This is a genomic window from Vibrio sp. 99K-1 (genome assembly GCF_013114585.1).
Lineage (GTDB): Bacteria > Pseudomonadota > Gammaproteobacteria > Enterobacterales > Vibrionaceae > Vibrio > Vibrio chagasii_B.
In genome coordinates this window covers 415,019-434,730 of sequence record NZ_VTXF01000001.1, presented here as the reverse complement: position 1 = coordinate 434,730, position 19,712 = coordinate 415,019, and the positions used below count along the sequence as shown (strand labels likewise).

Genomic DNA, 19,712 nt, shown 5'->3' with positions numbered 1-19,712 from the left:
GTTTAGACTAAAACTAAGCCCTCTCGATTATATCGAGCTTTGGTCGAAGTCGTTGCCTTGATCGTTTCCAGACTGCGAATCTGAGTCGAAGCTTCCAGAGTCGTCTGTGAAGTCAACACCTTGGTCTTGACCACCAGCACTAGTCCAGTCACTGCCACCTGATTCCATACCGGCCATGTCTGGTTGCTGCTCTTGAGTAGAACCTTGCATGGTGTATTGATCATCGACCTCAACTTCAACCGAGCCGCTTGCACCGTCTATTGAGCTACCCAATTCGTCGTAACCTTGGAATTGGATCTCGCTAGTGCCTTCGTAACCTTCAGGAAGCTCAACCGATACCGGCTGCTCAAGGTTACCACTGATAGTGAAGCTACCATCACCGTTATCCAACGCATTACTCACGCTAGAACCTTCAGGTAAACCAGACATTTCCGCGTAATCCACGGATTCATTGCCACTGACCTCATCAGGGATCGAGATAGAAATGGTATCGCCCGGAGCCGCTGTCACATCAGCGACGCTATCTTCAGCATCGGTGTCACTGTCTTGAACTTGCTCATCAGCTTGTTGTGCGACTTCCACTTGCTGCTCTTCTGTTGCTTGAACAGTTTCTGCTTGTGGTTCATCACTCTGTGCTGAATCATCGGCTACTTGAATGCTCAAGCTATGGCTCGATACTTCACCACCATCGCTAACGTCGACATTCATCGCTAAGTTGCCGTCGAAGTCTTCGTTTGGCCAGTATGTCCATTCTCCTTCACCAGATTCAGCGAAGAAACCTGCATCGTTCGCGTCTGCAACATCGACAACTTCTGCCGTTTCGCTCACGCCAAGTTCATCCACCAACTGCGATTCTGTGATAGTTAATGAACCATCGTCGGCTAATGCATAACCGTCACTCGCAGTCGCTTCATCGCCACCTTGGATATCCACATTGAAGAAGCTTTCGATGCGGTTTTCGCCATCGGTAGCAATAAATCCAACTTGAACATCGCCGGTGTAATCTTCGGCTGGTGTGAATTGGTAGTTACCTTGGTTATCGCTCTCTATTACGCCCTGACCTTCCATCAAGCTCACTGATTCAATGCTCAAGCTATCGCCCTCAGCATCGCTCAGGTTCGCTAACATATCTTGATCAGTGAACGACAAGGTAGCATCTGCCGCAATTTCAGTGGTTGTGATGCTGTTAACTTCTGGTGCCGCATTCTCTTGTGAGTCGCCCTCTTTAACGACTACGCCAGTTTGCTCATCATGAAGTACACCATCCTTGTCAATCACGTACGCAATGTCTGCTTCACCAGTAAAGCCAGGAGCTGGTGTAAACGTCCACGTGCCATCGCCATTATCGACAATCTCACCTTGGCTACGGTCCGCTAGGTGAACCAGTTTCACTTCATCATCACCATCTGCGTTCACGTTTTCAGCAAGTCCGATTAGGTCATCTGCTGTTAGGATAATCGAGTCACCCGCAACAGTTTCAAAATCACCTGAATCAATACCATCTTCAAACGCTTCTGGCTCATCACCGTAGTCAACGGTTGTTGCACTTACGGTCACGAAGAACTCGCCGTGGAAGTCTTCAGGAGGCGTCATTTGAATGTTTGAGATATCCCAGTCGAACAAGTCAATGTATTGACCAGGTTCAGTGATCATTACGGTGTTCACACCATCAGTCACTTCGAAGCCAACAGGGAAACCAGTCATCACTAGATTACTTAGTGTTTCTGAATCATCGACTAAGCCAACGTTCAATCCTAGGTGACCCGTTTCATCTTCACCGAAGACAAGTGGACCGTCATGGTCGGTTGTAATCACCGCGCCATCCGCAACAGGACGAACGTACACAGGAACATCGAGCACCGTTTCAAACTCACCGTCACTCACGACAACTTGTAGGTCTGAAACACCTGCAAAGTCGCCCGTTGGTGTGAAGGTCCAAGTACCATCGCCGTTGTCTGTTACTTCTCCGCCATCTTCACCGTCTGCGGTGATAATGCGTGAAACTACAAGGTCAGCGGTATCAATGTCACCGAACAAGTTCATCAAGTCGCCAGCGTCGAAGGTGAACGCGCCATCTTCGTCTGTGGTCATCATGGCGTTACCGACATTGAATGGAGCGTCGTTAACTGGAATCACATCCACATTCAGCGAACCATCAACCACTTCTTCGCCATCTGTTGCTTGATAACCTAGCTCTACCAAGCCATTGAAGTCTTGAGTAGTCACTAAGTGATACATGCCATCTGGCTGCTGAGTTAAGGTCGCATTGGCTGGAGCACGAACCGTAATGCTTTCGATGCTGATCTCGTCACCATCAAGATCCGTCACTTGATCCGCGATGTAAGCCGGGTCAATCACCATGACCACATCTTCTTCGCCTTGCATCTGAATGGTTGGTGCATCAGGTGCATCATTCACTGGCGTGACATCGATGTTGCCGTCGACTGATATTGTCTCTTGGCCATCGCTAACGTTAAACGTCATTGGCACATCGCCATTGAAGTTTTCGTTTGGTGTGAATGACCAAGTACCATCTTCGTTATCTAGCAACTCACCCAAACTAGGGGCAATCTGTAGACCTGAAGCAGACAGCTCGTCAACAGTGTTATCGATATCTGTAGCTTGAGCTAACAACATGTCTTGTGTGATAAGAATGGTGCTGTCTTCGGCTGTGGTTAGATTCACATCCTCTGATTCAGGTCCATCGTTCACAGCCAGAACTTCGATACCTGCCGTTGTTGTTGCTGTCGCACCGTCATCGTCGGTTACAACAACATCTAAGCTAATATCACCGTTAAAGTTCTCACTTGGTGTGAATGTCACTGAGCCATTATCGTTTTGAACTAAGGTGCCATCAGAGCCCGAGTAAGTCACACTCTCTAGCGACACTTCGCCATCAACGTCTGAGCTGTTCGCAATCAATTGCTCTGGGCTAATGGTTATCGTGCCATCTTCGTTCATTTGGTAAGACGTTGAACCTGCCACTGGTACATCATTCACATCCGTGACTGTCACATCGATGTTGGCGTCAACCGTATCAGTACCGTCAGACACTGTGAAACCAAGGTTTACATCGCCATTGAAGTTCTCATTCGGAGCAAAGCTATAAGTGCCGTCGCCGTTATCGGTGAACACACCCTCTGCACCTGTGTAAGACACATCAGCGATAGATAGGTCATCACCATCAATGTCCGCAGCGCCAGCAAGTAGATCTGCATCAGTGAAGGTTAGTGAACCGTCTTCTTCAATGGTGTAACTCACATCGTCGGCAGTCGGTAGGTCGTTAACAGGGTTAACCGTTAAGTCACCGGTTGCTTGAATGGTGTCGGTACCATCGGTGATATCAAACTGCATGTCGATATCGCCGTTGAAGTTCGCATCTGGCGTGATGGTAAATGAACCATCTTCATTCGCTTCAACCGTTGCATTACCATCCACAGTCAGGTTCGAAGCAGTTAGGTCATCCCCTTCAACATCACTTGAACCCGCAAGAAGTTGCTCTTGGCTGATAGTAATCGAGCCATCTTCGTTCACCGTGTAAGCCTGCTCACCTTGAACCGGAGCATCGTTCACAGCAATAACTTCAATGCCAGCAGTGGTTTCAGCCGTTGCGCCATCTTCATCAGCCACAGTGACATCTAAGCTGACATTGCCGTTGAAGTTTTCGTTTGGTGCAAAGCTGTAAGTACCGTCACCATTGTCAGTAAAGATACCGTCTGTGCCTGAGTAAGACACATCACTAACAGACACATCTCCCTCGATATCTGAGCTATTCGCAAGAAGCTGAGCGTCAGAAATCGTGATCACGTTATCTTCATCAACGCTGTAGGTCGTTGAACCAGCGACTGGTAGGTCATTAACTTCAATAACCTCAATACCAGCCGTGGTCTCTGCAGTTGCACCATCTTCATCCATAACGGATACATCAAGGCTGATATCGCCGTTAAAGTTTTCATTTGGCGCGAAGGTGTAAGTGCCGTCACCATTATCCGTAAATACACCATCAGTACCGCTGTAACTTACGTCACTAACAAACACTTCCCCTTCTACATCTGAGCTGTTCGCCAGTAGTTGTGTGTCGCTGAGGGTAATGCTGCCATCTTCTGCAACACTGTAAGAGGTTGTACCCGCAACTGGTACGTCATTGATTGGAACAACTTGAACATCAATGTTTGCTGAAACAACATCAGTACCATCACTTACATCGTAAGTTAGCTCGACGTTGCCGTTGAAGTTCTCGTTTGGAGCGAAGGTATAAGTACCATCGCCATTATCCGTGAACACACCGTCTGTGCCTTCGTAATTAACAGATTCAACAGAAAGGTCGTCGCCATCGATATCCGTTGCACCAGCGAGTAATTGCTCATCAGTGAAGGTTAACGAACCATCTTCATTAATGGTGTAGTCATGGTCGTAAATAACCGAAAGGTTGTTAACGGCTGTTACGGTAACGTCAAGTTCCGCAGGCGTAACCCCTCCGTTGCCATCGTCCACGTTGTAGCTAATGGAGAATTCACCGTTGAAGTTCTCCTCCGGTGTAATGGTGTAAGTGCCGTCACCATTGTCAGTGATTAGCGCGTTGTCGATGGAAATACCACCAACACTTGGTTCGTTACCATCGGTATCAACAGAGTCGCCATCTTCGTCGCCGGTTAGCAATTCAGAGATATCAATACTGTTTTCATTCGCGAGTGCTTCTTCTGCCGTTGGCAAGTCGAATGCATTTTGAGTGCCTACATCTTGGCTTGGAACAATAACTCCGTTCACGATATCGAATACATGCCAGTGATCACCCGATGGGTTTTCAGATAAGTCAGGGCTAAAGGTTTCAACTAATGTATCGCCAACAAACACCTGAACCTGTACATCTTCAACACCATCCACATCCCAACTTCTGCTGGTGTAGTTGTGTACTGAATAGTGCATGTCTGCATCTTGATAATTTGGAATAGTGATGGTTTCAGGACCACCGCCATTCGTGTCATCCACATCTTGCTGAACGACATTACCTTCGCCCAAATCGTGGCTCATGTCGCGGTAGTAGATATGGTCTAGCTCATTGCCATTTTCTGTATCGTAGAGCCATAGATGGTTGTCCATATCACGTGGGCTTTCACCCCATGTGACCACGATACGCATATCTGTTTCTTCAAGTACTTCAGATATTGCAGTTACGCCACCGTTCACATCCTCGCCCGCAGGGACAATGAAGCTGCTGGTGATAGATCCCTCTTGCTCAATGGTTACGGTACCTTGGTCGACGACAGCGCCAGTCACCGAGTAGTTTCCTGAGTCATCAGTAACTGTGGTGTAGCTGTGCCCTGCACTGTCGGTTAACGTCACTTCAGCGCCAGAGACTGGGTTACTGGTTTCAGCGTCTAAAACTGTACCCGTGACCGTAGTTTCATCACCTGCAGCACCAATAATCGCTGTCATGTCATCGTCTTCGATGTCAGTCGCGAATTGCAGCAACTCTTCTTGAGTGATGGTATACGAACCGTCTTCTTCGATGGTTATCGCCACATCAGCAGAGACAATCGGTGCATCGTTAACTGGGTCAACCGTTAGACCTAAGTTAGCCGCAATCGGTGTGTCACCATCACTGATGCTGTACGCGACATCAATGTAACCATTGAAGTTTTCGCTTGGAGTGATAGAGAATGTGCCATCGCCATTATCAACAATTGTTGCATCGTCTCCCACCAAGGTTAGGCTAGAAGCAACAAGCTCATCACCCTCAAGATCCGCGGCATTCGCAAGTAACTGCTCTTGAGTGATCGTGATGGTGTTATCTTCATCAACGTTAGCGTACACATCGTCACTGGTTGGTAAATCGTTCACTGGGTTAACGGTTAGGTCAACACCAGCTTGTACCGTTTCTAAGCCGTCTGATACATCGAAGCTTAGGTCAATGTCGCCGTTGAAATCAGCATCTGGCGTGACCGTGAAGGTACCATCGCCATTATCAACAACGGTCGCGTTATCCCCTGCACTGAGGTTGCTGGCTGTTAGATCATCACCATCGACATCCGATGCTTGAGACAGCAACTGCTCTTGAGTCAGAGTAATTGAACCATCTTCATCAATGCTGTACGCCAAGTCGCCCGATACTGGTGGATCATTAATTGGTAGAACATCAATACTTGCCGTTGTGGCCGTGGTTGCGCCATCCTCGTCGGTCACCACTACATCAAGGTTAACATCGCCATCGAAGTTTGCGTTTGGCGCGAAGCTGAATGTTCCATCGCCATTGTCCGTAAAGATGCCGTCAGCGCCTGTGTAATTCACGCTGTCAATCGCGACTTCGCCTTCAACGTCTGAAGAGTTTGCCAACAGCTGCTCTGAACTAATGGTGATAACTTCGTCTTCATTCACTGAGTAGCTCGTAGAGCCAGCAATTGGTGGATCGTTAACCTCAAGAACCGTAATTCCGGCGGTAGTCGCTTCAGTTGCACCTTCTTCATCAGTAACAACAACAGCTAAGCTCACTTCGCCATTGAAGTTCTCATTTGGCGAGAAGGTGTAGGTGCCGTCACCGTTGTCTTCGAACACACCATCACTGCCAGTGTAAGACACGCTATCAATCGCCACTTCACCTTCAACATCAGAAGAGTTAGCTAACAGCTGCTCGTTGCTGATGGTGATTGAGTTGTCTTCATGGACCGTGTAAGACGTGCTGCCTGCCACCGGTGGGTCGTTCTCAGGAGTCACGCTCACATCAATGTTGGCTTGAACCGTATCTGTGCCATCTGACACATCAAAACTAAAGTTCACATCACCATTGAAGTTCTCGTTAGGTGCAAAGCTGTAGCTGCCATCACCATTATCAGTAAGCACACCGTCAGCGCCTGTGTATGTCACGCTTTCAACCGCTAGTGTGTCACCTTCAACATCCGTAGCACCCGTTAGTAGGTCTTCATCTGTAAAGTTAAGAACACCATCCTCACCAATGGTGAATGTTTGGTCTTGTGGCTCTGGCGCGTCATTGACTGGTGTTACCGTCAAGTCTAAGCCTGCTGCAACCATGTCTTCTCCATCGGTGACATCGTAACTAAATTCGATATTACCGTTGAAGTTTTCACTTGGTGTAATGGTGAAACTGCCATCGTCGTTCATTTCAACGGTCGCATTTTCATCATTGGTGGTTAGGTTGATTGCAGATAGATCATCACCATCAATATCGACAGCGTGTTCTAACAACTGCTCTTGCGTTAATGTGATGCTGTTGTCTTCGGCAGTGACTGCACTGATATCACCTTCTACCTCTGGCGCATCGTTTGCTGGCGAGATGTGAATCGTCACATCTTGTGTTGCCGTTGCGGTTGTACCAGTATCAACATCCGTTGATGTCGCATTGACTGTCAGTACTACATCGCCATTGAAATCATCTGAAGGGATAAACTCTAGTCCTGCAAGCTCTTCTGGCTGTAGAGACCATGTGCCATCACCGTTGTCAGTACCTGCAGAAAGCGAACTTCCCTCTGGTACATCTTCAATCAAGATAGCGAGATTTTCTGAACCATCGGTATCCGTTAATGCAGCATCAATATCCAGTGGAACTGGTGTGTCTTCGGTACCAATGATTTGGTAATCCGCGTCAGACACTGATATTTCGATGTCGTCGATACCAAACGACTCGTCATTGACGCTTTGATTCAAGGTTGAACCAAAGCCAAGTTCAAGTTGGCCGTCTTCAACCGGCACCGTTAGGTTGATTTGGTGAGCTTGGTCATTCCATCCACTGAAGCCCTCACCTTGCGACACGCCATGAACCACTTCGCCGACTTCGTTACCTTCTGAGTCGTAAAGCGTTGTTGTGCCATCTTGCGTACGGAACGCAGAATTATCTAATGTAGTTAGCTCTTCGCCACCAACAAAGATTTGGAACGACTCACCATCCCAAGAGTCGATTTCGTAGAAGCTAAACGAGATATTAACTTCGCTCACATCACTTGGAATGTCGTAGGTTTTGCTGACGGCTTCATCGCCGCCTGTGCCACCGATACGACCCAACATGTCACCCGATTCGAAGCCTTGTGAGCTTTCTGTGCCTGTGTTCCAACCATTCGAGCCAGACTCGAAATTATCGGAAGCAATCACCAAGTCAGACGCAATCGACAGCTCTGGCATATCAACCACAGATTGAACATCAATCGTCGCTTCTGCAGGTACCGTTGCCGTACCGTCATTAACATCAAACGTCACATTCACATTGCCATCGAAGTTTTCATTCGGTGCAAATGTGTAGGTGCCGTCACCGTTATCAACCAAAGTACCGCTATCTGAAGCCACATTTTCAACCGATATGTTATCGCCATCAATGTCGCCCGCATTTTGCAGCAGTTGTTCTTCAGTGAAGGTAAAGCTGGTGTCTTCTTGAGTCACAAATTGTGGCTCACCGACTGTTGGTAAGTCATTAACTGGGTTAACAGTTAGGTCAGCCGTTGCTTGAAGCGTCGCATCACCATCGGTAATGTCGAAGTTCAAATCAATGTCGCCATTGAAGTTAGCATCTGGCGTGATAGTGAAACTACCATCATCGTTTGCTGTAACTGTCGCATCACCACCAACGGTTAGGTTAGCCGCTGTTAAGTCATCGCCGTCAACATCACTCGCTTGAGCAAGTAATTGCTCTTGGCTCAAGGTAATTGAACCATCTTCATCCACGCTGTACGCCAAGTCGCCCGATACCGGAGCATCGTTAACAGGCAGAACATCAATGCTTGCGTTGGTCGCTACAGTTGCACCGTCTTCATCGGTAACGACAACATCAAGGCTTACATCGCCATCGAAGTTAGCGTTAGGTGCGAAGCTGAATGTTCCGTCACCATTGTCGGTAAAGATACCGTCTGAACCTGTGTAGTTAACGCTATCAATCGCCACTTCACCCTCGATATCTGAAGCATTAGCCAGCAGTTGTTCAGAACTGATGGTGATGACTTCATCTTCATTCACTGAGTAGCTAGTAGAGCCAGCGATTGGCGGATCATTAACTTCAAGAACCGTAATTCCAGCGGTAGTCGCCTCGGTTGCACCATCTTCGTCTGTCACCACAACATCAAGGTTAACTTCGCCGTTGAAGTTCTCATTTGGCGAGAAGGTGTAAGTGCCATCACCGTTGTCTTCAAATACGCCGTCAGCACCACTGTAAGTCACGCTATCAATCGCCACTTCCCCTTCAATATCTGAAGAGTTTGCAAGCAACTGCTCGTTACTGATGGTGATTGAGTTGTCTTCATGAACGGTGTAAGACGTGCTGCCTGCAACTGGCGGATCGTTCTCCGGTGTCACGCTTACATCAATGTTGGCCTGAACTGTATCTGTGCCGTCTGACACATCAAAGCTGAAGTTTACGTCACCATTGAAGTTCTCGTTTGGCGCGAAGCTGTATGTGCCGTCACCATTATCGGTAAGCACACCGTCAGCGCCCGTGTAGTTTACACCTTCGACTGATAGGTCATCCCCATCGATATCGGTAGCACCTGTTAGCAGGTCTTCATCAGTGAAGTCCAAGGTGCCGTCTTCGCCAATGCTGAAGGTTTGATCTTGTGGCTGTGGCAGGTCATTAACAGGGTTAACCGTTAAGTCAGCCGTAGCGACTAATGTGTCTGTACCATCGTTAATGTCGAACGTTAGGTCAATATCGCCGTTAAAGTTAGCATCCGGTGTAATGGTGAAGCTACCGTCATCATTAGCAGTAACCGTAGCATCGCCATCAACCACTAGGTTAGATGCGGTCAACGCGTCGCCTTCAACATCACTCGCTTGAGAAAGAAGTTGCTCTTGGCTCAAAGTAATAGAGCCATCTTCCTCAACGCTGTATGCCAAATCTCCCGATACCGGTACATCATTTATAGGTAATACATCTACCGTAATGTAAGTATCAACTTGAACACCATCTTCATCCTGAATGGTTACATCCAACTGCACTTGACCGTTGAAGTTTTCATTCGGTGCAAAGCTACAAGTGCCATCACCATTGATTGAAAAGATGCCATCTGGACCATCGTAGTTGATCTCAACAAGCTCAACATCGCCTTCAATATCTGACGCGTTCAACAACACTTGAGATTCGCTAAATGTCAGTACTGAGTCTTCATCAATTGTGTAAGACGTTGGGCCTGCAACCGGAGGATCGTTCACCTCTAGAACCGTAATTCCGGCTGTGGTTGCTTCAGTGGCACCATCTTCATCGGTGACAACAACATCAAGGCTGACTTCACCGTTAAAGTTCTCGTTCGGAGAGAAGGTGTACGTACCGTCACCATTGATTTCAAGTACACCATCACTGCCGCTGTACGTAACGCTATCAATCGCCACTTCCCCTTCGATATCCGACGAGTTCGCAAGCAATTGTTCGTTGCTGATCGTGATGGAGTTATCTTCATGAACGGTGTAAGACGTGCTGCCAGCAACTGGAGGATCATTCTCAGGTGTTACGCTTACATCAACGTTAGCAGTAACCGTGTCTGTGCCATCGGACACATCAAACGTAAAGTTAACATCACCGTTGAAGTTCTCATTCGGCGCAAAGCTGTATGTACCGTCACCGTTATCAGTTAATACACCATCTGCGCCAGTGTATGTGACGCCTTCAACACTCAGGTCATCCCCTTCAATGTCCGTCGCACCTGTTAGTAGGTCTTGATCAGTGAAGGTTAATACACCATCTTCGTTTACTGTGAAGGCTTGATCTTGCGCGTCAGGACCGTCATTCACTGGTGAAACAGTCAGTTCTAGGTTAGTTGAAACAACATCATCACCATCAGATACGTCGAAGGTAAAGCTTACATCACCGTTGAAGTCAGCATCTGGTGTCAATGTGTATGTGCCATCACCGTTATCTGTAATAGTCACACTGTCATCGTCAGTTGCTAAGTTCAGCGCTGTTAACTGGTCGCCATCTAAATCGCGAGCGTTGGCTAACAGGTCTTCTTGAGTGATGATGATTGAGCCATCTTCTTCTACTGTTGCTGCAACAGGCAGTGCTTCAGGAGCATGTTCAATATGTGCACCTGTCGCATTGATGTGAATGGTTTGAGATACCGTCTCAGAGTCACCGTTTGATAGCTCGGTTGCGGTTGCTGTTACGTTGATTTCAATTTGTTCATTGAAATCTTCTGGCAGTTGAATCTGCAGCTCTTGTGCAATAGCTGTTGTTGGTATATCAACTGAGCCATCAGGACCAACGGTAATTTCACCGCTATAGATTTGGCTGTTCACCTCACCGACATCAATGGTGAAGTTGAAGTCGGTAAAGTCAGCGTCACCGCCGCCATAAAGATCTTCAAACCCATAAACCAGTTCGCCGTCTTCATTAACCGTGGTTCGTGTATGCTCGATACCATCTTGGTTTAGTTGAGCGCTTGAACCACCGTGGAAGATCGCGTCTCCATTCTGACCTTGAACAACTGTCTCAGAGCCGTCAGCACCTACGAATACTAGCTGAGGATCAACCGTATCCATGGTAGCTGGCGAGCCGTCTGCAGCGCGGAATTCATATTGACCGTCCTGCATTGCATCAAAGTTATTCGTCTGATGTCCATTTGGAATCAAGAACAGGTTGAAGCTTTCACCTTCTTCAATTTGGAAGCTGAATTGATCTTGCCCAGGGACTAGGTCACCACCGCCGCCAACTTGTGATGCATTCTCATACACCACTTCAACGCCTGTAATGTTGCCGTCTTCATCAACTTTGTAGTAACCGGCCGCATTTTGGAAACCGGCTGTTTCACCTTCAAACGTTACTGTAATTTCTGTGTCGTTGTAACTTGTGATGCCGTTTTCTTGGTCATTCAGAACGCCTTCGTTATCGTATTGAATAACCGAGCCTTCTGGCACACCATCAACCGTAACCGTGAGTGTTTCTGATAAATCTTGGTCGACAAGCGCAGCGCCAATATTCAGTTCAACAATACCGCCTGGCTCAACCAGAATCGCTTGGTCATCAACGTTAACGCCATCACCATCGGTAATCACAAGATCCGGCGCATCTGCGACTGCTTCAATATTCACGTACAGATCTTGCTCTACCTCATCAGTACCATCAGTCACTGTGAAGCTGAACTGTAAGTCACCGCTAAAGTGCTCTTCAGGAACAAAGCTGAACGTGCCATCACCATTGTCGGTAACCGTTCCTTCATCACCAGAGTAGTTGATGCTGGTAACACTTAGGTCGTCGCCATCAATATCAATCGCACCACTCAATAGATCTTCTTGAGTGAACAGGATGCTGCCATCCTCTTCGATGTGGTACATGCCTGGAGCAACAATTGGAATGTCATTCACCGGATTCACGGTCAATGTCATGTCATTAGAAGTACTTAGCTCACCATCGCTCACCTCATAAGTGAATGCGATATCACCGTTAAAGTTCTCCGAAGGTGTCACCGTGTAAGAGCCATCGCCATTATCTACAATGCTTGCATTTGGATCGTTAGTTTCCAATGAACTTGCAAACAGCTCGTCGCCATCTTGATCGGTCGCATTTTCTAGTAGCATCTCTTGAGTCACTAGAATTGAACCATCTTCGTCGACATTGGCAACCATTGGCGTTGCTTCTGGCGCGTCATTGACGAATTCAACTTTTAAGTCGATGTTTGCTGCAACTACATCCGTGCCATCGCTCACATCAAACGCTAAATCAACATTACCGAAGAAGCCCTGCTCTGGCGTCAATGTATATGTACCGTCGCCGTTATCGGTGACTTCAACTGTGTCGCTGGTGCTTGTAACATTCACAACAGACAGCTCATCGCCTTCGACATCGGTTGCTTGTGCTAATAGCTCAGCTTCAGTAATGGTAATCGCCTCACCATCTTCCGTGCTGAACGACATGTCCGGTACGTCAGGAGCGTCATTGATTGGATTTACTGTTAAGTTCAGGTCTGCTGCCACTGTCTCAATGGCATCAGTCACATCATAAGTGAATTCAATCTCACCAAAGAAATCTGCACTTGGTGTGATAGTGAAGCTGCCCTCAGAGTTTTCTACGATAACCGCATTTGGATCGTTGGTTGCTAAGTTAACCGCTTCAAGATTGTCACCATCAACATCCGTCGCGTTCGCTAACAAGTCTTCTTGTGTAATGGTGATTGAACCATCTTCATCCACCGCCGCTTCAATTGGACCACTCACTTCAGGGCCTTCATTGACAATCTCAACGTCTACCCTTGCTGTGCTTGGCGCGCTTGCTTGGCCATCACTAATATCGAAGGTTAAGTTCACCTCACCATAGAAGTTCTCGGCAGGTTCATAGGTAAAGGTGTTGTCGCCGTTATCGGTCAACGTACCTTGAGTTTGATCGACCAGTAACAGGTTCTCTACATGTAGGATATCGCCATCAACGTCCGTTGCACCAGATAGAAGATCTTTTGCTTCAATGACAATCGTGCCATTTTCAAGCATTTGGGTATGCAGCGGTTCACCTGGAACTGGAACATCGTTTACAGGCACAACGGTTAGGTCTAGATGAGTTGCTACTTCGTCAGTGCCATCAAATACTTTGTAGTCGATGTCGATTTCACCGTTGAAGTTTTCATTCGGCATGAAGGTGAATGTACCATCACCATTGTCGACTAGCTCACCGTCATCACCACCGTACGTGATGTCAGAAATAGACAGCGTATCGCCCTCAACGTCTGTGGTATTTGCCAACAAGTCATCAGCGCTGAACGTAATGCCAACATCTTCATCTGTTGATAGAACAATTGGACCAGACACAATTGGCGCATCATTCACAGATTCGAAGTTGATGTTGATGATATTGTCGTCGGTTAACTCACCATCACTGACTTGATAACCCAGCTCGATTTCACCATAGAAGTTTTCATCCGGTGTTACCGTCCAAGTACCATCGCCATTATCAGTCAGCGTTGCGTGCTCTGAGTTTTCACCCACCAGCTCTAAGTTCTGAATATCAAGGTCATCACCATCGATATCCGATGCTTGAGCGAGTAACTGTTCTTCGGTTATTACAACAGAAGCAAACTGAGCTGAACCTTCAGTATCGATAGTGATATTAGGAAGATCAGCCGTTAGCTCGATTTCGTTGTCACCCGCATGGATGTTCAACTCAACCGTTTCAGTGATTTCAGAGCCGTCTACACCAATCGATGTAAACACAGCTTCATCATTACAAGTTTGTGACACTGTCATGTTTTGAACAACATAAGTACCATTACCTTGCACTGTACCCAGTTCAAAGTAAGACACAGGTTGGTCAACGGTTAGTGTGTAGTCGGTCTCGAACGTACCACGATCTTCTTTGTGGTAAGTCATCGAATCGATCGTGTCTCCGTCTTCATTGAAGGCGCGAATTTCTACTTCTGTAAAGTGACGCGACTCTTCCATGAACCAACCACCCAAACCATCTAGGTGGAAGCTAATTTCGTTGATGTCTTGGCCTTCAACAGAAATGGTCAGTTTCTCATCACCACTCAGACCTTGGCGGTCGGTATCACCGATACCATGACCAATATGAGTATTACCATTCCATGCACCCAGCGGATCATCGTTACTTTGAACCGTAACCGTTAAGTCACCATCCGAGAACTCACGAGTATATGGGTCAACTTCTGTTCCCCAGTCATCCACGCTCGCATTATCATCGAAGGTACCAATTTGTGTTGTATGAGTACCGTTTGCTAGAGCATCTTCACTTGGCACGAAACGAACTTCCGTGTCAGCCGGTACTTCTTGACCAACTTCCAGTACTACCCACTCATTATCAAGATTAGCTTCAATAATGCCGTTTTCTGGTGCTTGATCTAGACGTAATGCAGGCTCTTCACGAAGCGTTACACCAACTGTTTGGTCTTCTTGTGCTTGGATGAAGATTTCTTCACCCGCTTCTGGTGCGTCATTGACTGGGTTAACGGTTAAATCCAGTGTGGTTAGGACTTCATTTTCACCATCGCTGATGCTGTATGTGAAATCTAGCTCGCCATTGAAGTTCTCGGTGTGCGTAATAGTGAAAGAACCATCGTCATTTGCAACGATAGTCGCGTCAGGGTCATTGGTTTGCAGGTTAGACGCCGTTAAATCATCACCTTCAACGTCCGTTGCGTTCGCTAGCAACTGCTCTTGAGTAATAGTGATTGCGTTGTCTTCATCGACTTCAGCTTGAATGCCGGATGTTTCAGGACCGTCATTCACAGCAATAACATCGATACCCGCAGTGGTTGTGGCAGTAGCACCATCTTCGTCAACGACAACAACATCAAGTGAGATATCACCGTCGAAGTTTTCGTTTGGCGTAAAGGTAAATGTGCCATTACCGTTATCAACGAATGTGCCATCATCACCGCCATAACTCACACTTGATAGTGAAACATCGCCTTCGACATCTGACGAATTCGCCAGTAGCTGTTCTGCACTGATGGTGATTTGACCATCTTCTTGAACGGTGTAAGCCGTCGAGCCCGCGACAGGTGGATCATTCTCAGGTGTCACGCTCACATCAATAACAGCAGCCGTCGATCCGGTACCATCAGAAACATCGAATGAGAATTGAACATCACCATTGAAGTTCTCGTTTGGTGCAAAGCTATATGTGCCGTCGCCATTATCGCTAAGAACGCCATCCGCACCTGTGTAAAGTACATTTTCAATCGACAGTTCATCACCATCAACATCCGATGCGCCAGCAAGTAAGTCCTCGTCCGTAAACAGTAATGTGCCATCTTCTTCAATGGTGAACTGTTGGTCTTGCGCTTGTGGCAAGTCGTTCAGTGGATTGACAGTGATATCGAGACCAACTTGAACCTCACCACCATCGTTATCAATGATATCGAAGCTTAGGTCTAGGTCGCCGTTGTAATCAGCATCAGGAGTAATGGTGTAGCTACCATCCTCGTTCTGTTGAATCGTTGCGTTTTCATCCGTCGATAGATTAATCGCTTCTAGGTTTTCACTATCAATATCACCCGCTAGTGCTAACAATTGATCTTGTGTCAGCGTGATTGAACTGTCTTCGTTGATGGTGTAAGCCAAGTCACCCGATACTGGTGGATCGTTAATTGGCAGAACATCAACATTGATGTGAGTTTCAACCGTTGCGCCATTCTCATCTTGAATCGTAACATCAAGCTGAACCTGACCATTAAAGTTTTCATTTGGTGCGAAGCTACATGTACCATCACCATTCACGGTAAAGATACCGTCCGACCCGTCGTAATTGATACCAACAAGTTCAACGTCACCTTCGACATCTGAAGCATTCGCAAGAATCTGAGATTCACTAAACGTTAGGACCGAATCTTCATCAATAGTGTATGACGTAGGCCCTGCAACAGGCGGATCGTTCACTTCAAGAACGGTAATGCCTGCTGTGGTTTCATCAATTGCACCCTCTTCATCTGCAACAATCACATCAAGGCTAATATCACCGCTGAAGTTTTCATTAGGAAGGAAGGTGTAGCTGCCGTCACCGTTATCTTGGAATACACCATCTGTGCCACTGTAGGTCACAGTATCAACCGATACCGCACCTTCAATATCCGAAGAGTTTGCTAACAATTGCTCATCAGAAATGGTGATCGCATTGTCTTCATTAACCATGTACGAGGTTGAACCAGCGACAGGCGGATCATTCTCAGGAGTGACACTGACATCGATATTTGCGCTAACGGTTTCGGTGCCGTCTGACACATCGAAGCTGAAGTTCACATCACCATTAAAGTTTTCGTTAGAAGCGAAGGTATAGGTACCATCCCCGTGATCGGTAAGTACACCATCACCGCCTGTGTAGCTGATGCCTTCGACTGTAAGGTCATCGCCATCCACATCTGTTGCGCCAGACAGTAAGTCTGCATCTGTGAATTGCAGGGTACCGTCTTCTTCAATACTAAATTGTTGATCTTGAGGAACCGGTAGGTCGTTAACTGGATTAACAGTCAAATCCGCTGTGGCTTGAACGGTGTCTGTACCATCAGTGATATTGAATTGAATATCAATGTCACCGTTAAAGTTCGCGTCAGGAACAATTGTGAAGCTGCCATCATCATTGGCCGTTACCGTTGCGTTACCATCAACCGTTAGGTCACTCGCCGTTAGGTCATCGCCATCTACGTCAGATGCTTGAGACAGTAATTGTTCCTGACTCAAGGTGATTGAGCCATCTTCGTTTACGTTATATGCCAAATCACCTGACACCGGAGCATCATTAATTGGCAATACGTCTACATTAATAACGGTTTCGACTTCTGCACCGTCTTCATCTCGTATAGTGACATCAAGTTGAACTTGACCATTGAAGTTCTCATTTGGTGCAAAGCTGCAAGTGCCGTCGCCATTTACAGAGAAGATACCATCTGGGCCGTCGTAGCTAATGCCAACAAGCTCGACATCGCCTTCCACATCCGAAGCGTTCAGTAGTACTTGTGATTCACTGAATGTTAGAACTGAATCTTCATCAATCGTGTACGACGTTGGACCAGCTACAGGTGGATCATTTACTTCTAGAACGGTGATCCCAGCCGTTGTTGCATCGGTTGCGCCGTCTTCATCGGCAACCACAACATCAAGTGCAATCTCACCGCTAAAGTTCTCGTTTGGAGAGAAGGTATACGTGCCGTTACCATTAATTTCAAGGACACCGTCACCACCAGAGTAAGTAACACTATCTATCGATACATCGCCTTCAATATCTGAAGATGTTGCCAACAGCTGCGCATCAGAGATAGTAATCGAGTTATCTTCGTTAACCGTGTATGACGTAGACCCTGCCACAGGCGGATCGTTTTCAGGAGTCACGGTAAGATCAATGTTCGCTGATACCGTATCGGTACCATCCGATACATCAAAGCTGAAGTTAACATCACCATTGAAGTTTTCGTTTGGTGCGAAGCTATAAGAGCCATCGCCATGATCTGTCAGCACGCCATCAGTGCCTTCATAGCTAATGCCTTCAACCGTGAGGTTATCCCCCTCGATATCAGTTGCACCCGCTAGAAGATTGGCATCGGTGAAGATTAGTGTACCGTCTTCTTCAACAGAGAACTGTTGGTCTTGAGGAACTGGCAGGTCGTTAACTGGGTTAACTGTTAGGTCGGCAGACGCTTGAACGGTATTGGTGCCATCAGAGATATCGAAGCTGATATCGATGTCACCGTTGAAGTTCTCATCCGGCGTGATCGTGAAGCTGCCGTCATCATTCTGAACAACTGTTGCATCCCCATCAACCGTTAGGCTGCTAGCAGTTAGATCATCCCCCTCTACGTCAGAAGCTTGGGATAGCAGCTGTTCTTGGCTTAAACGAATCGAACCGTCTTCATCAATTGAGTATGCTAGGTCGCCAGACACAGGAGCATCATCAACCGCAGTAACACTTACATCGATGTTTGCAGAAACAGTGTCTGTGCCATCCGACACATCAAAGCTAAAGTTGACGTCACCATTGAAGTTCTCGTTCGGTGCAAAGGTGTATGTACCATTACCATTGTCAGTAAGAATACCGTCGCCGCCATCGTAGGTCACACCTTCAACAGTAAGGTTGTCGCCTTCAATATCCGTCGCACCTGCTAGTAGGTCTGCATCAGTGAAGATAAGTGTGCCATCTTCTTCGATCTCGAACGTTTTATCTTCGGGAACTGGCGCATCATTTATTGGGCGAACCGTTAGATCAATTGCGCTGCTAATGGTTTCTTGGCCATCACTGATATCAAATGTTAGGTCAAGCTCACCGTTGAAATCTGCGGAAGGAACAACGGTAAAAGTACCATCACCATTATCCTGAACGGTAGCATCAGCACCAACTTGAACGTTTGATGCGACTAGGTCATCTCCATCGACATCACTTGCGTATTCGAGTAGTTGTTCTTGAGTGAACGTTATGGAGCCATCTTCATCAATGATGTAAGCAAGATCTTGCTCTACTTCTGGTGCGTCATTCTCACCTTCTACTTTGATTTTGAAGGTTTCGCTTACCGTTTCTGAATCAAAGTCGTCTTCAACTTCACTAATGGTCTCTTCATCTGAAGCTTGAACATCAACAGCAAACGTTTCTTCGACTGTCTGGGAATCAAGGCCATCATCAACCGGTTGTTCAGGTGCTTCGGAAGATTCTGCACTTGGCGATGCTGATGTTCTCGCTGCCTGCCCCTGCTCTTCATTACCTTCAGCAGTTGCACCGCCATCTGAAGCTTCATTGCTTTCACCACCTACAGCTTGAGCTCCAGCACCAGAACCGCCACCACTACCCGCCGCTTCTCCAGTCACCGCATCAGAAGCTGCGCCGCCAACCACATTCGACTGTGCATCATCAGAATCGCTGCCACCTTCAGGCGTTTCTTCTTGAACAGCACCACCGGAAGCTGAAGCCTCTTCTTCGTTACCAGCGCCACTTGGGTTATCTGCTAGAGCTTGGTTAACTTCGTCAGCTGCATCCGTGTTTTCAGCACCCGTAGCTATTGTTGACGCGATCGTATTCTGTTGATTCTGCTGGTTCTGCTGCTGGGAGGGAGTACCAGCATCATTCGCGTCCGTTTGTTCGACAGCATCATTGAGATCTTCGTTTTGGTTATTTTGGTTATTTTCGCCTGCCATTACAGCCTCCGTTGCTACTAGCTAACTGATCGTTTACAGGCATTAAAGGACACCATTTCGGAAAACCAAATTTTTATACAACATTTTTCATAATTTTCTTTTTACAAATAAAGATGCAAAAAAAATTTGAAATTCTCCTTTAAAGATCCTTAGTTATTGTCATTAAA

At 47.0% G+C, this 19,712-nt stretch carries 1 protein-coding gene; it reads right to left on the bottom strand.

Annotated features, from left to right (window positions below):
• Window positions 1–27: 27 nt before the first annotated feature.
• Complete coding sequence (locus F0228_RS01835) at window positions 28–19,545, bottom strand: tandem-95 repeat protein (RefSeq protein WP_171761778.1); 19,518 nt, start codon at window positions 19,543–19,545, stop codon at window positions 28–30.
• Window positions 19,546–19,712: the final 167 nt, after the last annotated feature.